This window comes from Serratia sp. 22264, from assembly GCF_052045345.1.
Lineage (GTDB): Bacteria > Pseudomonadota > Gammaproteobacteria > Enterobacterales > Enterobacteriaceae > Serratia > Serratia plymuthica.
Genome location: NZ_JBQEOY010000001.1, coordinates 718,708 through 740,793 on the forward strand (window position 1 = coordinate 718,708; position 22,086 = coordinate 740,793).

16 protein-coding genes are annotated in these 22,086 nt (G+C 51.9%); 12 read left to right on the forward strand and 4 right to left on the reverse strand.

Going from position 1 to position 22,086, the window contains the following annotated elements; translation table 11 throughout:
- Positions 1-71: 71 nt before the first annotated feature.
- The 7 genes from ACTJJ1_RS03555 (at position 72) to ACTJJ1_RS03585 (ending at position 4,595) form a co-directional block, all read left to right on the forward strand.
- Complete coding sequence (locus tag ACTJJ1_RS03555; RefSeq protein WP_020438857.1) at positions 72-422, forward strand: DUF4377 domain-containing protein; 351 nt, start codon at positions 72-74, stop codon at positions 420-422.
- A 246-nt stretch (positions 423-668) separates the two neighbouring features.
- Positions 669-1,868: an enoyl-ACP reductase FabV gene (gene fabV / locus ACTJJ1_RS03560; protein ID WP_421416327.1), complete on the forward strand. Its 1,200-nt coding sequence runs from the start codon at positions 669-671 to the stop codon at positions 1,866-1,868.
- A 155-nt stretch (positions 1,869-2,023) separates the two neighbouring features.
- Positions 2,024-2,587 carry a DUF2975 domain-containing protein gene (locus tag ACTJJ1_RS03565; RefSeq protein ID WP_004943139.1) on the forward strand — a complete coding sequence of 188 codons (564 nt, stop codon included), beginning with the start codon at positions 2,024-2,026 and terminating at the stop codon, positions 2,585-2,587.
- Between the two features lie 7 nt (positions 2,588-2,594).
- Positions 2,595-2,810 carry a helix-turn-helix domain-containing protein gene (locus ACTJJ1_RS03570; protein WP_440832393.1) on the forward strand — a complete coding sequence of 72 codons (216 nt, stop codon included), beginning with the start codon at positions 2,595-2,597 and terminating at the stop codon, positions 2,808-2,810.
- A gap of 620 nt (positions 2,811-3,430) precedes the next feature.
- Positions 3,431-3,751: a hypothetical protein gene (locus ACTJJ1_RS03575; protein WP_409443470.1), complete on the forward strand. Its 321-nt coding sequence runs from the start codon at positions 3,431-3,433 to the stop codon at positions 3,749-3,751.
- 23 nt (positions 3,752-3,774) lie between these two features.
- Positions 3,775-4,188, forward strand: coding sequence for a hypothetical protein (locus ACTJJ1_RS03580; protein WP_440832395.1), 414 nt, complete (start codon positions 3,775-3,777; stop codon positions 4,186-4,188).
- Positions 4,189-4,244: 56 nt separating this feature from the next.
- The gene (locus tag ACTJJ1_RS03585) at positions 4,245-4,595 is read left to right on the forward strand and encodes a hypothetical protein (RefSeq protein WP_041416891.1); all 351 of its coding nucleotides are present in this window, start codon (positions 4,245-4,247) and stop codon (positions 4,593-4,595) included.
- Here the strand turns inward: ACTJJ1_RS03585 and ACTJJ1_RS03590 are convergent.
- Positions 4,579-5,499: a LysR substrate-binding domain-containing protein gene (locus tag ACTJJ1_RS03590; protein WP_440832397.1), complete on the reverse strand. Its 921-nt coding sequence runs from the start codon at positions 5,497-5,499 to the stop codon at positions 4,579-4,581. The genes ACTJJ1_RS03585 and ACTJJ1_RS03590 overlap by 17 nt on opposite strands.
- A 131-nt stretch (positions 5,500-5,630) precedes the next feature.
- Between ACTJJ1_RS03590 and pcaD the strand changes: the two genes are divergently transcribed.
- Positions 5,631-6,422, forward strand: coding sequence for a 3-oxoadipate enol-lactonase (gene pcaD / locus ACTJJ1_RS03595; protein ID WP_440832399.1), 792 nt, complete (start codon positions 5,631-5,633; stop codon positions 6,420-6,422).
- Here pcaD and dcuR read toward each other — a convergent pair.
- The 3 genes from dcuR to ACTJJ1_RS03610 form a co-directional block, all read right to left on the reverse strand.
- On the reverse strand, positions 6,419-7,138 hold the full coding sequence (gene dcuR, locus ACTJJ1_RS03600) for a two-component system response regulator DcuR (protein ID WP_004943147.1): 720 nt from the start codon (positions 7,136-7,138) through the stop codon (positions 6,419-6,421). The genes pcaD and dcuR overlap by 4 nt on opposite strands.
- Positions 7,139-7,142: 4 nt before the next feature.
- On the reverse strand, positions 7,143-8,744 hold the full coding sequence (locus ACTJJ1_RS03605) for a sensor histidine kinase (RefSeq protein ID WP_006324761.1): 1,602 nt from the start codon (positions 8,742-8,744) through the stop codon (positions 7,143-7,145).
- Positions 8,745-8,867: 123 nt separating this feature from the next.
- On the reverse strand, positions 8,868-9,710 hold the full coding sequence (locus ACTJJ1_RS03610) for a class I fructose-bisphosphate aldolase (protein WP_409443473.1): 843 nt from the start codon (positions 9,708-9,710) through the stop codon (positions 8,868-8,870).
- A gap of 534 nt (positions 9,711-10,244) precedes the next feature.
- Here ACTJJ1_RS03610 and ACTJJ1_RS03615 point away from each other — a divergent pair.
- From ACTJJ1_RS03615 to ACTJJ1_RS03630, 4 genes are all read left to right on the forward strand, one after another.
- Positions 10,245-11,174 carry a sugar ABC transporter substrate-binding protein gene (locus ACTJJ1_RS03615; RefSeq protein WP_409443474.1) on the forward strand — a complete coding sequence of 310 codons (930 nt, stop codon included), beginning with the start codon at positions 10,245-10,247 and terminating at the stop codon, positions 11,172-11,174.
- Positions 11,175-11,396: 222 nt separating this feature from the next.
- Positions 11,397-12,881 (forward strand): sugar ABC transporter ATP-binding protein, encoded by a 1,485-nt coding sequence (locus tag ACTJJ1_RS03620; RefSeq protein WP_004943160.1) that lies wholly within the window; start codon positions 11,397-11,399, stop codon positions 12,879-12,881.
- Between the two features lie 17 nt (positions 12,882-12,898).
- A complete protein-coding gene (locus tag ACTJJ1_RS03625; RefSeq protein WP_004943164.1) occupies positions 12,899-13,927 on the forward strand; it encodes an ABC transporter permease in 1,029 nt (342 codons plus the stop codon).
- Between the two features lie 844 nt (positions 13,928-14,771).
- On the forward strand, positions 14,772-22,082 hold the full coding sequence (locus tag ACTJJ1_RS03630; protein ID WP_440832403.1) for an amino acid adenylation domain-containing protein: 7,311 nt from the start codon (positions 14,772-14,774) through the stop codon (positions 22,080-22,082).
- Positions 22,083-22,086: the final 4 nt, after the last annotated feature.

The following is a 22,086-nucleotide window of genomic DNA, read 5'->3' on the forward strand; positions in this document are numbered from 1 at the left end:
CACGCCGCTGGCCCCGGTAGCCGTAGCTTTGGTACTATCCCTCCCACCCAAACAGTCAATGGTGCATTACATTGAAAATCCAAGCGTTATTATTTGTTGCCGTCGCCGGTTTGGCAGGCTGCAGCCAAGAGGGAACCTCAGTGAATCAACCCAAGAAAAACAAGGGTGACCATACGGAAGTGTTACTTGTTAACAGTGCGCTGGTGGATTGCATGGGCGTCTCCCCAATGAAATGCATGCAGGTGCGTCATTCAATACAAGGGCAGTGGGAAATGTTTTATAGCCAGATTGAAGGCTTCAACTTTGAACCGGGTTACCGCTATCGCCTGAAGGTTAAGGTGACCCAGGCTGAAAACGTACCGGCCGATGCATCCTCATTGCGCTATACGCTGGTTGAACAGTTGGAAAAGAAGAAGGTCTGATTATGCCCCGGCAGGTCAGGGCCGAAAATCCTGACCTGATGACCGTGTACCCAACTGGCAAGGTACTTTTCGACGTAAACTCCCCAGGCCATCACGCGTTATGATTTCCCTCTGCGGCCGAAGTTTACCGGGCGAGACTGGTCTGCTCACTGGGCTTGTTGCGATTCTGCAATGCGCCTGTCTTAAGTATATTGTGAAAATCAGGTATATTGTCCTTCGGTTTTTAGCTACCAAGACAAAATTACTATGATTATCAAACCTAAAATTCGTGGTTTTATCTGCACCACCGCTCATCCGGCAGGCTGTGAAGCCAACGTCCGCGAGCAAATTGCTTACGTTAAATCCCGTGGCGAACTGAAAAACGGGCCTAAAAAGGTGCTGGTGATTGGTGCCTCTACCGGTTACGGCCTGGCGTCACGTATCAATGCTGCGTTCGGCAGCGGTGCGGCCACCATCGGCGTATTTTTTGAAAAGCCGGGCAGCGAAGGCAAAACCGGTTCTGCCGGTTGGTACAACTCTGCCGGTTTTGATAAGGCAGCTAAAGAAGAAGGTCTGTACGCGAAAAGCATTAACGGCGACGCTTTCTCCAACGAATGCCGTCAGACCGTTATTGACCTGATCAAACAGGACCTGGGTCAGATCGACATGGTGGTTTACTCGCTGGCTTCCCCGGTGCGTAAAATGCCGGAAACCGGTGAAGTGGTGCGCTCGGCGCTGAAACCTATCGGCGAACCGTACAAATCCGTGGCGCTCGACACCAACAAAGACGTGCTGGTAGAAGCCGTGGTTGAACCTGCCAACGAGCAAGAAATTGCCGATACCGTCAAAGTGATGGGGGGCCAGGACTGGCAGCTGTGGATGGACGCGCTGGAAGAAGCCGGCGTGCTGGCAGACAACGTACAGGCTGTAGCTTATTCCTACATCGGTACCGATCTGACCTGGCCAATCTACTGGCACGGTACGCTGGGCAAAGCAAAAGAAGATCTGGATCGCGCGGCTCAGGCCATCGATCAGAAGCTGAAGGCCAAAGGCGGCGCGGCTTACGTTGCGGTGCTGAAGTCGGTAGTGACTCAGGCTTCCTCGGCCATTCCGGTAATGCCGTTGTACATCGCCATCGTCTTCAAAATCATGAAGGCTCAGGGGATCCACGAAGGTTGCATCGAGCAAATCCAACGTCTGTTCGCCACCAAACTGTACAGCGGTAGCGCACCGGACACCGACGAGAAGCATCGTCTGCGTCTGGACGACTGGGAACTGCGTGACGACGTGCAGAACACCTGCCGTGAAATTTGGGCGCAGATCAACGACAACAACATCAATGAGCTGACCGATTATCAGGGCTACAAGGCCGAGTTCCTGCGTCTGTTCGGTTTTGGTCTGCAGGGTGTTGATTACGAAGCGGATCTCAGCGGTGAAGCGAAGTTCGACGTGATCGAACTGGTCTAAACCTATCGAGTATTCGGAAAAAGCCGGGTTATCCCGGCTTTTTTACGTCCATACCTGCCTGTTCCCGTCGCTACTCATCAGTCCACTTGATCATTGACAGCAATAAGTTATCGTTTTACGATAACTTATTGCTGTTTTCCAAGGATGAACTTGTTATGGCTGCCGTGCCACGGATCCACCTTCCACTTTACGTACGTTGCTTGTGTTTGTTGATCATGGCGATGCTGATTATCAGCACCGGCGTGGAGATGTTTATGATTATCCAGGGCTGGGTGCAGGGCGAAGCGTTCAACAGCATTGTGGCCGCCTATCGCGACTACTACCCGGAGCTGAATACCTACGCCATCCCGCAGCAGCGCTGGGCGATTCTCGCCACCCTGTTGCTGGATATGTTCGCCTACGTGCCTTATTACAGCGCGCTGCTGTGTGGTGCCGGGCTGTTTTATCAGTTTTATCGCGGCAATGTCTGGCACCGCAACAATATGCTGTTGCTGCAGATCATCGGCATTTTACTGATTGTCGATGTACTGTTCCCTTCATTGGCCGGCATGTTGCAGGTGATGATACTGACCGCCAGTGAAAAAATGCTGTTAATAATTTATTATGGCGTCAACAGCGAGTCGGTACGCTCGTTGATCGTAGGCTGCGCAATCCTGGTGTTTAGCCGGGTATTCCTGGAAGCGTTGCGGCTGAATGAAGAACAGCTTTCTTTCGTGTGAGAATAGAGTGGCGATAATAGTAAGTCTTGATGTCATGTTAGCCAAAAGGAAGATGCGATCGAAGGAGCTTGCGGAGCAGGTGGGGATCACGGAGCAAAATTTGTCGTTGCTGAAGAACGGTAAGGTGAAAGGCGTCAGGTTGGAGACGTTAGACAAAATCTGCCGTATTCTCGATTGCCAACCGGGCGATCTGCTGGCCTGGGCGCCTGATAGCGAAAGCTGACGCGGCGGCGCATTTTGTGCGCCGCTCTCTCTTTGCTGAGTGTCATTGCCGCTGCGCTGGGCCGGTTTATTTGTTTGTTTTAAGTTAAATCACTCGCCACATTATTTAACAGTAATGCGTTTTGCCTTGGCATGGCCGCTTGGCGCATTCTGATTAATAAACTAAAAAAAGTGATTTTTTTATTTACCGTCACCGGCGGTTAAGTCTATTTTAAGGAGAATATATGGCATTGCGTCATGGGATCCCCGCGCTGATAATATTGCTGAGTGGCTGTAGCGCTATTCATGCAGATTCATCTTATTCGTCCTGGGAGCCGCCCGTACGGGCAACGCGGGAACAAAAACAACGCATTGGCAGTGGTGAGTCGGCCTATTCCGTATTGAACGAAGGCTCGCCCCGCATCGGCGGAACCTTGGACTGGTCCCGGTTATGGGATCGCTAATCAGCATAAATATATTATGCCTGCGAATTATAAGTCTCAATACTGACCATTTAATTAAGGTTTATTATTGTTCGGGTAATGTGTTTTCTCCGGTCAACGTTTATTTTAATGGCAAATAATGCCTCTTTTGATTTTATGGAAATGAGCGCCTGCATCGGGCTTATTACAGGAGTTTATTGTGGAAAAAGGCATTCCCGTTATTTTCATATTCTTATTGTTTCCCTGGAGCTACCCGGCCACCGCCGCCCGTTATGATCGGGAGCATGAAGGGGGCTCGCCTGTGTTGTTTCGCAAGAAACTGAAAGAAGTGGTCCACGGCCTGTGGGACGAAATGGGTAATGAAAAACAGCGGTCGCTGGTGGCGACGCCAAGCGAAGACAATATGCTGGCCCTGCGTAAAGGCTGCAAGGCCCAGGGAAAAACTGCCTCTGCCATGGGTGAACCACATCCGTCGGCCTTGCCACGCGAAGAACAGCCGTTGCTTATCGACGGCTGCTAGCCCCAACGGCATCAATGGAGTTTATGCTTTTGAAATTGACCTCTGTGATTGCGGCGGCGTTCACCTTGCTGGCGTCTTGCTGTTGCTATTCATTTGTCGACCGGCACGCTCAGCACGCAGCCTCTGATGCGAAAGACGATGCCGTTGACTATCGGCAGCGGTTTAACGGGCTGTTGCAACATCTCTGGTACGTAGAGCAAATCCGTTCGGAACAGGCGCGGCTTGCCGATTTGCGGGCACAGCGAAAAGCGCTGGAGGCCACCATCCATCGATTGGAATCCGAGTTACCCACGGCGGAGCACCGCCAGCGCAAAGAACGCCTGTGCGGCTCGGCCTCTGTGGCGAATCCTTGCCTGCTGGTCAGGCGGTTGCCAATTCCAGTGATGGGGGCGCATCGCTTGTATGTCGGTACTTTTTGTCGCACAAGGTTCAACTAAAGGCAGGTACTGAGCCGTGGGTGGAGCAGGATAAATTTAATGTTGGGAGTGCATCGATGAAACGGATTTTTTTGGCCTGCGTGGCACAGTGTTGTTCTTTCTCTTCACAAGCGCTGGTTGATTTGCAATACCATGCCGCACAACCGTTGGATAACAAAATTTCTGAGGATTACCGGCAAAAGCGCAGCGGGCTACAGCATAAGATATGGAGCGCCGAAGGGGTGGCGTTGGCCAATGAAAAGGCACTTGAACGGGAACGGCAACGGGGATCGACCGAAGAGGCGAACCGGCGGCGCAACAGCACGATGTTCGGTGAGCGTCGTTGCGGCAATAAATCCCAGCAGGACGGAACTTGCCGGCTACCGGGCCGCGATAGGGCTTTCCCGAATCTCAAGCGCCGTCATTGATCCCCAGTAACATTGCCGGCATCCGGTCCAATAAAGTGTCGATAGCTGCGCGGGTTTTGGCCGGAAGATAACGAGTCTGTGGCCACACGGCATGAATATCGCTGGGCAGCAGGTGAATATTGTCGAGCACTGGCACCAGTTCGCCGCAGCGGAGATAGCGTGCCAGCAGCCAGTTCGGCAGCCATACCAGCCCGGCGCCGGCAACGGCGGCATCGGCCAGCGAATGCAGATCGTCGAGGCGTAGGCGGATATCGATGTTCAGTTTACTCGCAGCGGCATCGGCCTGGAGTTGGCGCCAACCGACGTCCTCACCGAACCGATGATAGGCGATGCCGCTGTGGCCATCGAGCGCGGCAACGCTTTGCGGGTTACCATGCGCAGCCAGATAAGCAGGCGCTGCACACAGTGCAAGGTGTTGGCCGCCCAGTCGACGGGCGATGATGTTTGCGCTGTCATTCAGCGGGCCGATACGTATTGCCAGATCAAAACCTTCCTCTGCCAAATCCACCACCCGATCATTGAAGGCGATATCGACCTGCAGATTAGGGTAGCGACCGACCAACGCCATCAGCACCGGGGTGATACAGTGGCGGCCCAGCAGTTTCGGTGCGCTGACCCGCAAAGTGCCTTGCGGTTCTCGCCGCCCGTTGTCCAGTTCGGCGTCGGCGGCATCCAGTTCGCTTAACGCGCGCAGGCAGCGATCGTAATAGGCCTGGCCCTCGTGGGTCAGGCTCAGACCGCGGGCGTTGCGGTGGAACAGCAAAACCCCGAGGCGCTGCTCAAGCCGGGCGATACTTTTACCCACGGCAGAGCGGGTCAGGTGCAGGCGTTCGGCGGCCAGCGAAAAATTGCCGGCCTCGACCACCCGTACGAAGGTCGTAATGCCGGTGAGACGATCGTTCATGGTCAAAATGGGGGTTCCCGTCAGGCTACACAGCCGGTCATTTAAGGCGCTCGTCAGCCTTCTTTAATCCTATAGCATAGTGGATATCGGGCGTCGGGATCCTCCCGCGCTCAAGGGCTATTGGGGTGACCATGAACAGCTTGTCTTTTATTACCGCCGGTGACGGTTGCAAGATTGCCTACAGGTTTGACGGCGCGGCCGATAAACCGATTCTGGTGTTATCCAACTCGATTGGCACCGCAATGGCGATGTGGGACGATCACATTGCGGCGTTATCCGCGCACTTTAGCCTGCTGCGCTACGACGGCAGAGGGCATGGCGCGTCAGACGCCCCGGCGGGAGCCTATTCGGTCGCCAGGCTGGGGCGCGACGTGATTGAACTGCTGGATGCGTTGCAGCTCGAGCAAGTGTTCTTCTGCGGCCTGTCGCTGGGGGGCATGGTTGGGCAGTGGCTCGGCGTACATGCCCCGGAGAGGATCGAAAAGCTGGTTCTGGCCAACACCTCGTCTTATTTGGGGCCGGCAGGGCAATGGGACGAGCGGATTGCCGAACTGCGGCAGGCCGACATGCACGACGTTGCAGAAGGGGTTCTGGCCAACTGGTTTTCGACAGCATACCGGCAGCAACATGCGGCGACGGTGGCCCGATTTCGCACTATGCTGCTGGCCACCCCCATGCAGGGATTGGCCGGGTGTTTTGCCGCCGTTCGCGAGTTGGATATGCGCCGTACGGCGGCATTGATCCTGGCACCGACGCTGGTGATCGCCGGCAGGGATGACACCGTTACCACGCTGCCTCAGGGGGAGTTGCTGGCCCGTACGGTGCCGGGCGCAGAGTTACTGGTGTTGCCGGTGGTGCACCTGTCCAACGTCGAGTTGCCCGATGATTTTTTGGCGGCGCTGTTGGATTTTCTGACCGGTTAGGCCGGCCGGCAATACTCTTTCAGCATGGCAAGGGCGTCCGGCTTCAGTTGGTAAAGATAGACCGGCCTGCCGGTAGTACCGTACAGAATACGGGTGCCAAGGATGCCGCTTTCTGCCAGATAGATCAGATATTTACGGCAGGAAACGCGCGAGATGCCGATGGCGTTGGCCAGATTGTCGGTGGAGAACTCGCCGTCATGCTGCTGCTCAATCCATTCGCACACCGTACTCAGCGTGATGGTGGTCAGCCCCTTCGGCAGCTTCTTGCCTTCGCTGCTGCTGGGCTGGCGGCGCAGCAGGCTGTCGACGTCGCTCTGCGAAAACTCGCGTTGCGCCAGGATCTGCGACTGCTGTTGGTAGTTGTTCAACGCCTCTTTGAAACGGGTGAACTGGAAAGGCTTGATCAGATAATCCACCACGCCGTAGTGCAGCGCGCGCTGCACCGTGTCCACGTCGCTGGCGGAAGAAATGATGATGACGTCGGTTTTTTCGCCCAGTTCGCGCAGGCCGGGCAGCAGGTCCAGCCCGTTTTCCTGCTGCATATAAATGTCCAGCAGCACCAGATCGACCGGGACGTTGGCGTCGGCCAGCAATGCGCGCGCCTGCGCCAGCGTGGCGACCGTCGCCTGGCAGTGAAAACCGCTGACCTGGCTCAAATAGTATTTGTTGAGCTCCGCTACCATAGGATCGTCATCGATAATCAATACGTTAATCATGGGTTCAGTCCTTGGCCCGATAGGGGATATGCACAAAAAATTGGGTTAGCTCACCCGGTTCAGAGTCGAAATCAATGCTGCCGCCCAGCTTCTCCAGGCTGCTGCGGATCAGCGCCAGCCCAATACCGCGCCCCGGCCCTTTAGTGGAAAACCCTTGCTCAAAAATACGCGCGCCGATAGCCGGATCGATACCGGGGCCGTCATCACTGACAATACAGTGTAAGCGATCCTCATTGTGATGGAAGCTCAGGTTGATCTCATGCCCTTCAACGCCGTCGATGGCGTCGATGGCGTTTTCAATCAGATTGCCCAGCACGCTGATCAGCACATGGGTGGTTTCCGCATCGTCGGTTTCCGGCAGCAGGCTGGCCTCATCAATGGTCAACTCAATGCCGGCCTCATGAGCGCGGCTGATCTTGCCGATAAAGAAGCCCGCGACTTCCGGCGACTGGATCTTGCGCAGCAGCGCGCCGATTTCTTCCTGATAGTTGCTGGCAGTATTGATGATGTAGTTTTCCAACTGCTGATAAGCCTTCATATGCAACATACCGAGGATCACATGCAGCTTGTTCATAAACTCATGCGACTGCACGCGCAGCGCGTCGGCGTAGTGCGCCATGCCGCTCAGGCGCTGCACCAACTGGCTGACCTCGGTTTTATCGCGGAAGGTGGCGATGGCGCCGATAACCTGGCCTTTGACGATCACCGGCACGGTATTGGTTAACAGCTCGCTGCCGTTAAAATTAATCTGCCGGTCGCGCAGCGGCTTGCCACTGGCCAGCACCTCCGCCAGATGCAACAGGGCCGGCCAATGCTTGCTGGCAGATTCCAGCAGCAAATTCTCAAGCGGCCCGCATTGACGCAGCAGCCGTTTGGCTTCGTCGTTGACGATGGTGATGCGCGATTGATTATCGACCGCAATCACGCCTTCTTTAATGGACTGCAGCATGGCGTTGCGTTGTTCGAACAGGTTGGATATTTCGTAGGGTTCAAAGCCGAGCATGATGCGCTTCAGCGCTCTCACCAGGAAGAAGGTGCCGAGCGTGCCGACCAGCGCGGCGAAGGCGATGGTCCAGTAAATAATCCAGCGGCTTTCGCCCACCACCCGGCGGACGGTATCCAGTGCGATGCCGAGCGACACTACGCCGATCTGCTGCCGCTGCGCGTCATAGACCGGGACAAAAACCCGCAATGATGGCCCCAGCGAGCCGCGAGTGATGGCGCTGTTGGTTTTGCCGTGCAGCGCCGGCTCCAGATCCTCGCCGATAAAATGCTGGCCGATGCGCCAGGGTTTGGGGTGCGAGTAACGAATGCCTTTCATATCGACCACCACCACGAACAACAACTCGTTCTGCTTACGCACCTGCTCGGCAAAGCGCTGGATTTCGCCGCTGTGATCCTGACGTTCAAGACCCTCGACCACGGTGGAAGAGAGCGCCAGCGTATTGGCAATCGCCATGGCTTTTTGCTGTAACTGATCTTGCCCCTCTTGGTTCATCTGCACAAAAAACAGCGCGAACACCACCAGCAGCACCGAAGCAATAATGGCGGACACCATCAGCGTGAGCGTGGTGCTAAGCTTCAGTGGGATCCGTTGTTTGGGCATGGCGGTTCTCCGAATGGCGATATCAACGATTCTTGCGGGGAATAGGCTGCAGGGCAGTGACCGGCAGCAGGTTATAACATGCTGCCGCCGGGCGAGGGATTATTTTAGTTACAAAAGCCGCCTTCAGGGCTGATGGTAGATTTCCAGCGCCTGCTGGCCGCTGGCGCCCTGGTGGATGATCGCCATTAGCGCATTGACCACTTTTGACGGGTTGCTGTGCTGATAAACGTTACGGCCATACACCATGCCGGATGCGCCTTGCGCCATCAGTGCGGCGGACTTCTCCAGCACCGCGCCCAGTTCGCCTTTGCCGCCACCGCGCACCAGCGTCGGGCAGCGTGCCGCTTCCACGATGCGGTGAAAATCGTCCACCCGCTCGGTCGGATCGGCCTTGATAATGTCGGCGCCCAGTTCACGCGCCAGCCGCACCAGCGGCACCATTTTTTCCACATCGCCCAGCGAGCCGTAAGCGGCACCCTGGCCGGGCGGGGCCATTACCAGCGGTTCGATCATCAGCGGCATGGCGTAGCGATCGCAGGCATGGCGCAGCCGGCCGATGTTTTCCACGCACTGGCGGAAAATGCCCGGCTCATCGGGGATCAGGTACAGGTTAACCACCACCGCTGCGGCATCCATTTGCAGCGCGGCGAGGATCGGTGCGTCCGGGTTATGCAGCACCGCCCACATTTCGCGGTGGCGGGCGGCGTTATAGGCATTGCCGACGTCGGTGCGCATCACCAGCGCCGGTTTGTCGCGCTGCGGCGAGCGTTGCAGCAAATCCGCCTGACCGTAATTAACCTGAATGGCATCCGGCCGAGCGGCGATCAAGCTGCCCATGACCCGTTCGATATCCTCCAGGCCGATCAAAAAATCCGGTTCATTGGCGATGCCGTGGTCGATCGCCACATCGAGGCATTTGCCGTTATTAAACAGCCGGTTCATCCGTACCTTACTGCTGAGCTGCATGTCAGATCCTCCTGAAAATAGGGATATATCCAGTATCGCTGAGTAAGCATGGGCATGAAATGGGGAAACCGCAAACTGCGCGCTCGCTCGCACATTTACTGAGAAACCCGCGCGCCATTTTCTATTGCTGCGGGCGTTAACTGCGGCTGAGCGCAGTAAAGCCGGTACAGGGCTGATGGCTTTTGCGTCATTTGTTAGATCCGTGTCATGTTTTTGTTACTTGGTCATTCCAAAACGCATGTTTCGCTTGTTTGAGTTAAAAAGTTTCAATAACCTCAATTATGAAATAAACATTTGATAATGGCGTGATGACCTGAATTTACCGCCAAGATGTATATTTCAATTTGTTGTTTTTATTCTATTTTGAGATATCGATCAAAATTTTACACACCGCCCGAATACGCAGAAAAAGCGGTAAATCTGCCGTATCAAAGGGATAACACCGACCGGATTGTTGTTTGAATGTAAAAAATATTTTTCATTAGCTGTCAAATCAACAGGCATCTTCATTCTAACGATTAAAGGGTACAGAACATGAAGCTGAAGAAACTGATCGTCACCTCGGTACTGATGTGCATGTTGCCGGCCAGCGTGTTGGCGAAAGACATCAAGATCGGCGTTTCAATGGCTTATTTCGATGACAACTTCCTCACCATCCTGCGCCAGTCAATGCAGAACAAAATGAAGGCGGACGGCAACGTCAGCGGTCAGTTTGAAGATGCCAAAGGGGATATTGCCCAGCAAATTCAACAGGTCGAAAACTTTGTCAGTCAGGGCGTCGACGCCATCATTCTCAACCCGGTCGATACCCAAGGCGTGAAGCCGATGATCAAACTGGCGGAAAACGCCAAGATCCCATTGGTGTTCGTCAACCGTCGTCCGGAAGTCTCGCTGCCGGCGGGCATGGCTTATGTGGGCTCAGACTCCAAACTGGCCGGTAAGCTGCAAATGGAAGAGCTGGCCAAGCAGATGAACGGCAAGGGCAACGTGATGATCCTGATGGGCGAGCTGTCCAATGAAGCGACCCGCGACCGTACCCGTGGTGTGGAAGAGGTGGCGGCCAAATACCCCGGCATCAAAATCCTTGATAAACAAACCGCCAAGTGGGGCCGTAAAGAAGCCGTCGACATTACCACCGACTGGGTGCTGACCGGTCAGCAAATTGATGCCATCGCCTCCAATAACGACGAAATGGCCATCGGCGCTATCCTGGCGCTGAAGCAGGCGAAGAAAAGCGGCGTGTTGGTGGCCGGCGTTGACGGCACTCCGGACGCGCTGGAGTTCATCAAGAAGGGCGATCTGGCGCTGAGCGTATTCCAGGACGCCAAAGGCCAGGGTGAGGGGGCGGTACAAACCGCTATTCAACTGGTGAAAGGCGAGAAAGTGGAAAGCAATGTGCTGATCCCTTACCAACTGATCACCAAGGCCAATTATCAGGAATTTGCCGACAAGAACAGAAAATAAGCGTTAAAGCAGCGCGGCTATACCCTATGAATTTCATGCTGCAGCTAGGCGCCCAGCTTGCTAATCCCCAGGCGCTTACTTTAGTAAGTAACTGGGGTAAGCAAGAGCAGGTAACAACGCTGCAGTTTGAAAGGCGACGGGTATATATCCCTTGCCGTATTTACCCGATACACAGCGGTAAATACGGCAGGGATGCATTGACGAACGGCGGAGGTTATCAGTATGTATCCTTATGTTCTTGAGGCTGAAGGCATCAGTAAGCAGTTCCCCGGCGTGAAGGCGCTGGACAAGGTCTCAATTAAAATCAAACCAGGCAGCGTACACGCGTTAATGGGGGAGAACGGCGCGGGTAAATCGACGCTGATGAAATGTTTAATCGGCATTTATCACCCCGATGAAGGCACCATTAAAATAAAAGGCGAGCCGGTGATCTTCAGCGATACGCTGCAGGCGCTGCATTCGGGTATTTCCATGATTCACCAGGAGCTTAACCTGGTGCCTTACATGACGGTGGCGGAAAACATCTGGCTGGGGCGTGAACCGGTGCGGCTTGGCTTCGTCAATCATGACGAGCTGAACAGGAAAACCCGCGATCTGCTGTCGCGGCTGAACATCAAGTTAAAACCGGAGACCCTGGTCGGCGAACTTAGCATCGCCAGCCAGCAAATGGTGGAGATCGCCAAGGCGGTTTCCTATAACGCAGACGTCCTGATTATGGACGAACCCACCTCGGCGCTGACCGAAAGCGAGGTCGGGCACCTGTTCGCCATCATTCGCGAGCTGCGTGAACAGGGCAAAGGCATTATTTATATCAGCCACAAGATGGATGAGATTTTTGCCATCACCGATGAGGTGAGTATTTTCCGCGACGGCACCTTTATCGCCTGCGATAAAACCGAAAACCTGACCAAGCAGTCGCTGATCACCATGATGGTGGGGCGCGAACTGACCCAAATGTTCCCCAAGTTCAACAACAATATCGGCGAGGAAGTGCTGCGGGTCGAAGGGCTGCGGCGTTCGGACTGGTTCCACGATGTTTCGTTCAGCGTTAAACGCGGCGAGATCCTCGGCGTCGCCGGGCTGGTGGGCGCAGGCCGCAGCGAGGTGATGGAAAGTTTGTTCGGCATGCACCCGGCGGACGGCGGCAGCATCTTTATCGAGGGTAAGGCGGCAAAGGTCGATTCCCCATCGAAGGCCATCGAGCTGGGGCTGGCCTTTCTGACCGAAGATCGCAAAAAGTCCGGGTTGTTTCTGGTGCTGTCGGTGGTTGAGAACATGAGTATCGTCAACCTGTCGGAATACATCGGCAAGAACGGGTTTGTCAGCCATGTGCAAATGGCCAAAGACTGCATGGAGCAGATCAAAAAGCTCAACATCAAAACCCCGACCATGGATCAAATCATCAATAACCTGAGCGGCGGCAATCAGCAGAAGGTGCTTATCGCCCGCTGGCTGCTGGCGCAGCCGAAAATATTGATTCTCGACGAGCCCACGCGCGGTATCGACGTGGGGGCGAAAGCGGAAATCTATCGCCTGATCAGCGAGCTGGCGAACCGTGGCGTCGCCATTATTTTGGTGTCCTCGGAATTGCCGGAGATCCTCGGCATGAGCGACCGGGTGATGGTCATGCACGGCGGCCGTATTACCGGCATTTTGGATAAAGAAGAAGCGGATCAGGAAAAAATCCTGGCGCTGGCCTCTGAATAACGCAAAGGTGAACCACCATGAGTAATGTAAAAATCGAGAAGCCGCTTGCGGGTAAAGCGCCACTGTTCTCTGGCCTGAGCGGCAAAATGCCGAAAGACACCGGCATCTTTATCGTGATGATCGGCATCGCGCTGATATTCGAAATTCTCGGCTGGTATATTCGCGATCAGTCATTCCTGATGAACCCCAACCGACTGTTGTTGATCGTGCTGCAGGTGGCGATTATCGGCATCATTGCCGTTGGCGTTACCCAGGTCATTATCACCACCGGCATCGATCTTTCATCCGGCTCGCTGATTGCGCTGACGGCGGTGGTGGCGGCCAGCCTGGCGCAAACCTCCGACAGCATTTCACCGATGTACCCGGCACTGCTCGATTTACCGGCGGCGATCCCAATCGGCGCGGGGATAGGGGTGGGCATCGTTTGCGGTTTCATCAACGGTTTTCTGATTACCCGCACCGGCATTCCGCCTTTTATCGCCACTCTGGGCATGATGGTGTCGGCGCGCGGCCTGGCGCAGTATTACACCCAGGGTAACCCGGTCAGCTTCCTGTCCGACGGGTTTACCTCGATCGGCCAGGGCGCGATGCCGGTGATCATCTTCCTGGTGATTGCGGTGATTTTCCATATTGCGCTGAAACATACCCGCTACGGCAAATATATCTACGCCATCGGCGGCAACATGACCTCGGCCCGGGTATCCGGCATCAATGTCAATAAATACCTGGTGACGGTGTATACCATCGCCGGTGGTCTGGCGGGGTTGGCGGGGGTGGTGCTGGCGGCGCGCGTCAGTAGCGGCCAGTCGAGCATGGGGATGTCTTATGAACTGGACGCTATCGCCGCGGCCGTGATCGGCGGCAGCAGCCTGATGGGCGGCGTCGGGCGCATTACCGGCACGCTGATCGGCGCGGTGATCCTCGGGCTGATTAAAAGCGGCTTCACCTTTATCGGCGTGGACTCCTACATTCAGGACATTATCAAAGGCGTGATTATCGTCGCCGCCGTGTCGATCGACATGCACCGTAACCGCAAAAAACACTGATTGCCGTGAATTGCCGCCGGAGTTGTGCTTGTTGGCACGATAAAAACAAATCGTATACTGTATAGATGAAAATGGATTGTGTCTGTAGACGCGCCTGCCATGGTTTTTGGCCATGGCAGGCGTTTGTGGGTATCCTTCGGTTTACCATGGAATGTTGGTTAAACATGGGATATAACTGTCATTATAGGCATTATAATGTAATGACATACACTTCTGGTTAATTATGGAGGTTAATGAGAAATAGATGGCTGTAATAAAAATTACATTTTAGTGATCAATGAGATTTGAGGTTAGAGTGGCTTAAGCGATAGCCTGAATTGATTTTTTGTTTTTTAAATTTATAATAATTAATTTGTTGAGTGAAAACTATTGGATTTCTTCTCGGTAATTACACCAAAGGATAACTTACCCTCTATTTTAAATGACTGCTGTCAACCCCTCATTTTTTTGGGAAATTATAAATCGCCGTGGTTTCTTAACTTCCCAAATAAATTTCATTCCTGTCTCCATATATGTGTTATCGATATAAAAATATACCCAATCATTCTATATTAAAAATAATTATCAATGATAAGCTGTCACCCAAAAGCCAACGTTTATTGGCTTTTTTCTTGTTTTAATAAGATCAAAATACGTATGATAATAGTATGGCTATTACTGCTGATCATTGATTTTTTTGCTGTATCTGTAATTGAGTATTAATAATTTAAGCTTATTGTATTATTTTATTCATTTTCTTTGTGAATAGTTCTCTTGGTATTTACCAATGCCAGGAATTTGACTTGGCGTTTTAATTTAAGGAGCGGGATTTTGATTTTTAATTAATGATTTAAAGGAGTTTGATATGAATAATTACTTGCCAGCCACTCTTCCACAGCGCCGTATTCTTAACGCGGAGAGTCTTTTCCCTGAGTCTGACCAATATATGCTTAGGGTTCTGTATGATTTCAATAAAATAGAACCGCCAACGATGCTGTTGGCACTGTCAGAGATATTATACAAACAAGAAGATATCAACAGTCGCTTTTGCCTACGTAATGGCGGTACTGAGTTCTCCCACTATGTGGGAGAACCCGATGTGTCGCTTATTCACTTATTGGAAGAGGGCGATGTTATATGGCAAGAACGTTACGGTTTTATGCAGCGATTTTCCACCCTCTGGGATAAGCCTCTCTATGAGTTTTTTATCCAGGCGATTCCAGGTGATGAGGGCGGCGGTACGCGAGTTTGGGGCAAGTTCCACCATGTTCTGCTAGATGGTACCGGCATCAACTTGTTAGGCAAGTGGATAGCTGAAGCTTGTGCTGTTGTCAGTGCTAACGGACAGCTGGTCAAAAGACATCAGGTACAAATGGCCTGCTTACAGGCAGAAGCAGCTTATAGCCATTCAGACACTTGGCAGCGTGATGCAGAATTCTGGGGAAAACAACTGCAAGATACCCGTCTTTTTCCCAAAAAACTTAGGGGTGGGAGTGATTCTTGCGGGACTGTAGTCATTGATTTTGAACCTGAGTTGACGCAGCGTCTTAATGCCTATAGTAAAAGCTTTCCCACTCCGCTTTCTGCATTCCGTCTGGCTCTGGCAATTATAGGCGCTTATCTTTTCCGCCGTTTTGACTGTGACGCGCTACCGATACTTACGGCCCACGCAGGGCGTCGAAATAAGGGAAACGTGGCGGAATCTATTAGCATGCAGACCAATACACTGTTGCTTAATATCAAACGCGTGTCGGGGCAAAACTTCGGCGAATTGGCTATGCATGTCAACTTGCTGCTTAGTGAAGTACTGCATCATGGTCAATATCCATTGGAAGAGGTGGTAGAAAAATTAAACAGTCAGGGAGAGGACACATCGATGCTATGGAATTTTTCCGTCGTGTCCAATGCCTGCCGCACCCAGCCATTCGCGATGGAGTTTACCAAAAAGCAAAGTATCCCTTTTGGCTTGGTATTCCGTGTAAACAGCTGCCGTGATGACCGCGACGGCCTGCAAAGGATACATCTACATTTCCGCCATGCAGCCTATAGTCAGCAAGATGCCAATCGCATGGCGGAAGGTATCAAAACAATGGTTATCAACCTGTTGGATAACCCTGATCGTGCCATAGATCGGTTGCAGATCCTGGGTGAGGAGGAGCGCGATCTTCTCCTCTCTGGCTTTCAGGTTGCCTCTCCCATCTCGAGCGATTCTGACGCCACTTTTGTTGATCTTTTCCGTAAGTGCGCCGCTGAGCACCCACAACATATTGCCTTGCGCGATCGGCAGCAAAGCCTAAGTTTCGCGGAAGTAGACAGCCTCACTGATCGACTTGCATTTTTGCTTGAGGCTAAAGGCCCCGTGCGTGGACGGGTTATAGCGCTCGCCATTTCTCGAGATAATGCTTTCCCTCTGGCCGTTTATGCCGTGATGAAAGCAGGGGCGAGTTATCTTCCTTTAGATCCTGATTACCCTTTGAGCAGGCTGGAATATATGTTGGCTGACAGTGAGGCACCACTGCTTATTGTGGACGATAATAGTCCTATCAGCGGGGAAAGGTTGTCAGAGCTCGGTCTTAGTGTTCTTGATATCCATGCGTTGCTGGCCGAAGCTGAACAGCTCGATACGCGTTTTTCCTTGCCAAGATCCCCCGATCTTTTCTCCCCGGCCTATATGATCTATACGTCAGGGTCTACCGGTACCCCAAAGGGCGTGGTTATCTCCCATAAGGCATTAGCCACATTTGTCATCTGGATGGTGGAACTGATGCAGCTTAATAAAAACTCACGTGTAGCTCTGCACTCAAGTTTCAGTTTTGATGCCGCAGTCATTGCGTTGTTTCCTCCGATGTGTGCGGGAAGTGAAATGCATATCATAGATACGGAAACGCGCCTGGATATGGACGCGCTGCACCGGTATCTGCACGAGAAAGCTATCACCGACATTTTTCTCACCACTCAAATATGTGTGGAATTCCTGCGGCGGTTTGACGCGCCGGGCCTCACTATTTCCACGGGTGGCGAAAAGCTGAGGTCCGTTCCCGATCATGCCGGCCGCCTCTTCAATTTTTATGGCCCTACAGAGTTTACGGTCCTTGCCACCGGGCATTTGGTTGACCCTCAACGATGCTACGATAACATTCCTATAGGCACGCCTATGCCAGGGGTTAGACACTATATTGTTGATCGCAATCGAGAGCTTCTCCCAATAGGGACGGAGGGTGAGCTGTACCTATCTGGGCCGCAGATTGCCGATGGTTATTGGAATAAGCCCGAGATTACGCACCTTGCATTTGTGGATAATCCTTTTGCTGATACCTTGGACACGCAGAGGATGTATCGTACTGGCGACCGGGCTACCTGGAATGAACGAGGTGAAGTGGAGTATCTGGGGCGCAATGATGATCAAATCAAACTCCGCGGCTTTCGGATAGAACTGGGTGAAATTGAAACAGCGATACGAAATATATCGGGTGTCAATGACGTCGTGATCGTGGTTCGCGGTGATGTACTGGACGCCTATTTTCAAGCGGATCGGCCCATTAACGATGCTGAACTGCGTAACGCCTTACACCAAAACCTGCCGGGATATATGGTGCCTTCCGGGTTTATGCAGCTTGAGTCGCTCCCTATAACGCCCAATGGCAAGATAAACTACCAAAAGCTACCCCCTCTGAGTGTGATTTCGGACCTAAAAGCGCCTGTTAATGCATTGCAGCGGCGTATCTGCGCCATTATTTCCGAGCTCATTGGCAATGATGCCTTTGGGGTGGATACAAACCTTTATCACGCCGGAATGAGTTCACTTTCTGCTATAAAGATCGCCGCTCAGCTAAATCATGAGCTCAATGTCACGCTCAGCCCCTTGGCGATAATGCGAGATGCTACGGTGGCGGGTGTCGAAGTTCTGATAGGGCAGGCAAAACCGACACAGGTAAAAACCGCTCGAAAAAGTCGGCGCGTTTATCCTCTGAGCACCACCCAGTGGGGCATCTACTATGACTGCGCCAAGCGGCCGGATTCTCTGATTTATAATATTCCTTTGGGACTAAAGCTGCCTCAAAAAACGAATATCGATAAATTGCAACGTGCATTGCAGGCCGTGGTTGCTGTGCATCCGACGCTTAAAGCAGGTCTAATAATGGAAGGCACGACACTCGGTTTGGAGCGCCGCGACGAGGCTAACATAGTTGTTTCTCGGCTAGAGTGCTGCGAGTCTGAGATCGAAAAGGTGATGCATAATTTTGTTCAGCCGTTCGATCTCTTTATTGGCCCTCTATTTCGTTTGACCCTGTGCCGCACGGAATCTCACCTCTGGCTGTTAGCGGACTTTCACCACCTGATCTTTGACGGTTTTTCTGCGGATGTATTTTTACGCGATTTAAGCCTGGCTTATTTGGGACACACTCTTGCTGAGGAAAATGTCAGCGCCTTCGAAGTAGGATTGGATGAGCAAGAGCAGAATATCAGTTTGGCACGTAGCTACTATGATGGGCGTCTCGCTCTCATTGACAATCCCACAGTGCTGGCACCGAGACAGTCCGCAGAAAAAAATCATGCTGTTGGTAATTCGAATACCGTCAATCTTTCAGTGGAGCGTTTGGAAATCGACTCTTTTTGTGCGCGCATGGGGCTTACGCCAGGCAGCCTATTCCTCGGAGCCTCCGCGCTGCTCATCAGTCGTTTCGTGAGTAACAGACACCTCCTGTTATCCATTATTCACAACGGACGAGATGACGCCCGTTATCACAATAGTGTCGGCATGCTAGCCAAAACCTTGCCATTAACATTAGAACTACAGGTGGAGGAAGGACTGCAAGATTATTTACTGAGGGTAAAGGAAGAAATACTGAATACCATTGAACATCAAACTTATTCTTTTACCCACCTTGTTGCTGACAGACATTGGGTACCAGAGATCAATTTTGCATTTCAGGATCTCCCTGCGAATAACGATTTACTGGAAGGGGAAGGTATAAAGTTTGAAACTCTTATACTTCCAGAATTGAAAAAAGCGCCTAAATTCCCGCTGACTATTGAAATCAATGCTATGGAGAGTGTCTATCAGCTTAACGTGGAATACAGCGACGCACTGTATGAAAGAAGTTTTATGAATACCCTCGTTGATAGTTTGGCTCACATTGTCCGTACTATGTGCCGAATGGAAGCAAACGCGCGGGTTTCCTCTATCGGACTCATGACTGAGGAACAGGCGCGCAGGCTTGCATTATTCAACGAACCGATCACTCCCAACGTGACGAGCCGCAACCTGCATAGCCGGTTTGAACAGGAGGTGGCCTGTCAACCGAACCAGACGGCACTTTCAGCCATAGACGGTGAGCTGACATTTGATGAATTGAACCGTGCGGCCAATCGGATTGCCTGGGCGTTATTACAGCGCAATGTGCATCCGGAAGACCGCGTGGCTTTCATGTTGCCCCGGACCAGTCGGGTGTTCTCCGCTATGTTGGGCATCATGAAAGCGGGCTGCGCTTTCATTCCCGTAGATCCGGAGTCTCCGGCCGATAGAGTGCGCCATCTTCTGGAAGATAGCCAAGCTCGCTTTGTTCTGACTCAGGGGGAAAGCGCTTATGACAATGCGTTGGATATTGATGACTTGTTGCGGTTTGACAACACGGATAATCCTGTCTTGGACATCAGTCCAGAGCGACTGGCCTATATCATTTACACTTCAGGCTCTACGGGGAAGCCCAAGGGGGTGATGCTGACACATGCTAACGCTATTAATTATGTGGAAAACACGCCGCGTAATTTCCATGTGCACACTTTTGTCCGTACACGTTGTAAGCTCGTTTCCATCATTACCGTTTCATTTGATGCCTTTTTGGAAGATGCCTTCTGTACGCTCATGAATGGCTTGCCTTTGGTGTTTGCCTCCGAAGAACAGGCACAGAATCCCGACAAATTGGCAGCGCTCTTTGAAAGGGCCAAAGGTACAGGGGCTAACTTCACACCATCACGCCTCTTGCAGTATTTGGAACAGCCCGAGATGGTTAAGGCACTGTCTCGCTGCCGGGTCATCACTGCTGGGGGTGAGAAATATCCGATGGTTCTCTACAAGCAGCTGCGTCATATTGCGCCCGGCGCAGTCCTGATTAATGCCTATGGCCCAACCGAGACTACTATCTCCAGTAACATTGCCAACTTAAACGAGCATGGCATTACCGTCGGCTCCCCTTTACATAATGTGGTTGAGCGTATTGTCGACATCGACGGCCACGCTCTACCTATAGGTGTGGTAGGCGAATTGTGGATTGGCGGGGAGGGCGTAGCCAGAGGCTACTATGGTCAACCCATCATGACGAAGCAACAGTTCGTCACAGTCGAGGGCATCCGTTATTATCGTTCCGGCGATCTCGCAAAATGGACCGAAGAGGGTAACGTGATTATCCTTGGTCGCAATGACGGGCAGATTAAATTGCGTGGCATGCGCATTGAGCTTGGTGAGATTGAAAATGCCCTAATGGCCATTCCTGGCATCCGCTCCTGCGCTGTAATTGTTCGTATTATTGCGGGGCGTGAACATATAAGCGCTTTCTATACGGCTTCACGCTCATGGGAGCCTGACCAGTTGCGCAGCGTTTTGTCAACATCGTTAGCACGATATATGGTGCCTACGGCCTACCGTCAACTGGAGGAATTACCGGAAACGCCGAATGGAAAGGTAGACTTTAAAGCACTGCCAGAAGCTCTGCTCACGGCTCGTCGGGCGTTTAAGCCCCCCAAAAACGACGTGGAACGTCTGTTTTGCAAAATATTCAGCCAAGTATTGCAACTGGAAAATATTAGCGCAGATGACAACTTTTTTGATCTTGGTGGCACCTCTCTGTTGGTCACTCGTGTGGTTATTGAGGCTCATGCTCATAACCTTCATCTGTCTTTTGGTGATGTTTTTGTCCAAAGTACGCCGGAAGACTTGGCCAAGTTTCTTATAAACAATAAGGGTTCTGTCGTAGCAAGAATAGAAAATAGACCGGAAAATTATGACTACAGCCTCATTCATTCACTTCTGGCTGAAAATAATCTCGAGTCATTTAATGCTGACGTTAAGCGAGATTTGGGAAATATCGTCCTTACTGGCGCGACGGGGTTTCTGGGTGTTCATATTCTGTATGAATTTCTGCGGTCAGAAAAAGGTGTTGTCCACTGCCTGGTTCGTGGCGGGAAAGTTTCGGCGAAAGATCGTCTGAAAAACCTCCTTTTTTATTATTTTGGCGTCAGCTTTGAAGCAGAGTTTGACTCACGGATCTATGTCGTTGAAGGTGATATTACCGACACAAACGCAGTGTCCCGTCTTATGGAATATAGGGTCGACACATTCATTAACTGTGCTGCAAATGTAAAGCACTTTGCTGCCGGGATGGAAATTGAAAACGTTAATTTAGGTGGGGTGAAAAACAGCATAGATTTCTGCAAGAAAAATAATTGCCGCTTCATTCAAATATCTACCGTGAGCGTAGCGGGGTTCAGCATTGACAACCAGCCTCCGGAAAATACTCGCCTTTCGGAACAGTTGCTTTATTTCGGGCAAAATTTAGATAATAAGTATTTGCACAGTAAGTTTATGTCTGAACGTTTAACATTGGAAGCTGCTGTCACAGCAGGTTTAGATGTTAAAATAATGCGGGTTGGCAACCTGATGCCACGGCTGGGTGATGGCGAATTTCAGATCAACTTCCATACCAATAGCTTTATTGGCATGCTGAAAGCGTATCAAAAAATAGGCAAAATTCCGTTCGAAACGATGGGGCATGTAACGGAGTTGTCACCGGTGGATAGTACCGCAAAAGCCATATTGTCTTTAGCGCGTACACCATCAATGTGCCGAGTTTTCCACCCGGTCAACAATCATTGCATTTTCATCGGGGATATTATCAACGTTCTGAATCTCCATAGTGGGCTCATCACCCCCTGCGAAGTGAATGAGTTTGAATGTGCATACCAACAAAACCTGCAAAATCCGAAAAAATCCAAGGATATTTCTTCCTTGATAGCCTATAGAAGTACTCCAGGAAGCAGGCCATTAACACTTCTCGAAAGTAGAAGTGATTACACCAATCAGATCTTGCATCGAATGAATTTTTTCTGGCCTTTAACGGGGGAGGATTATCTGGAGAGATTCATCTCTGCTCTGTCAGATTTACATTTTTTCGATTAAAACT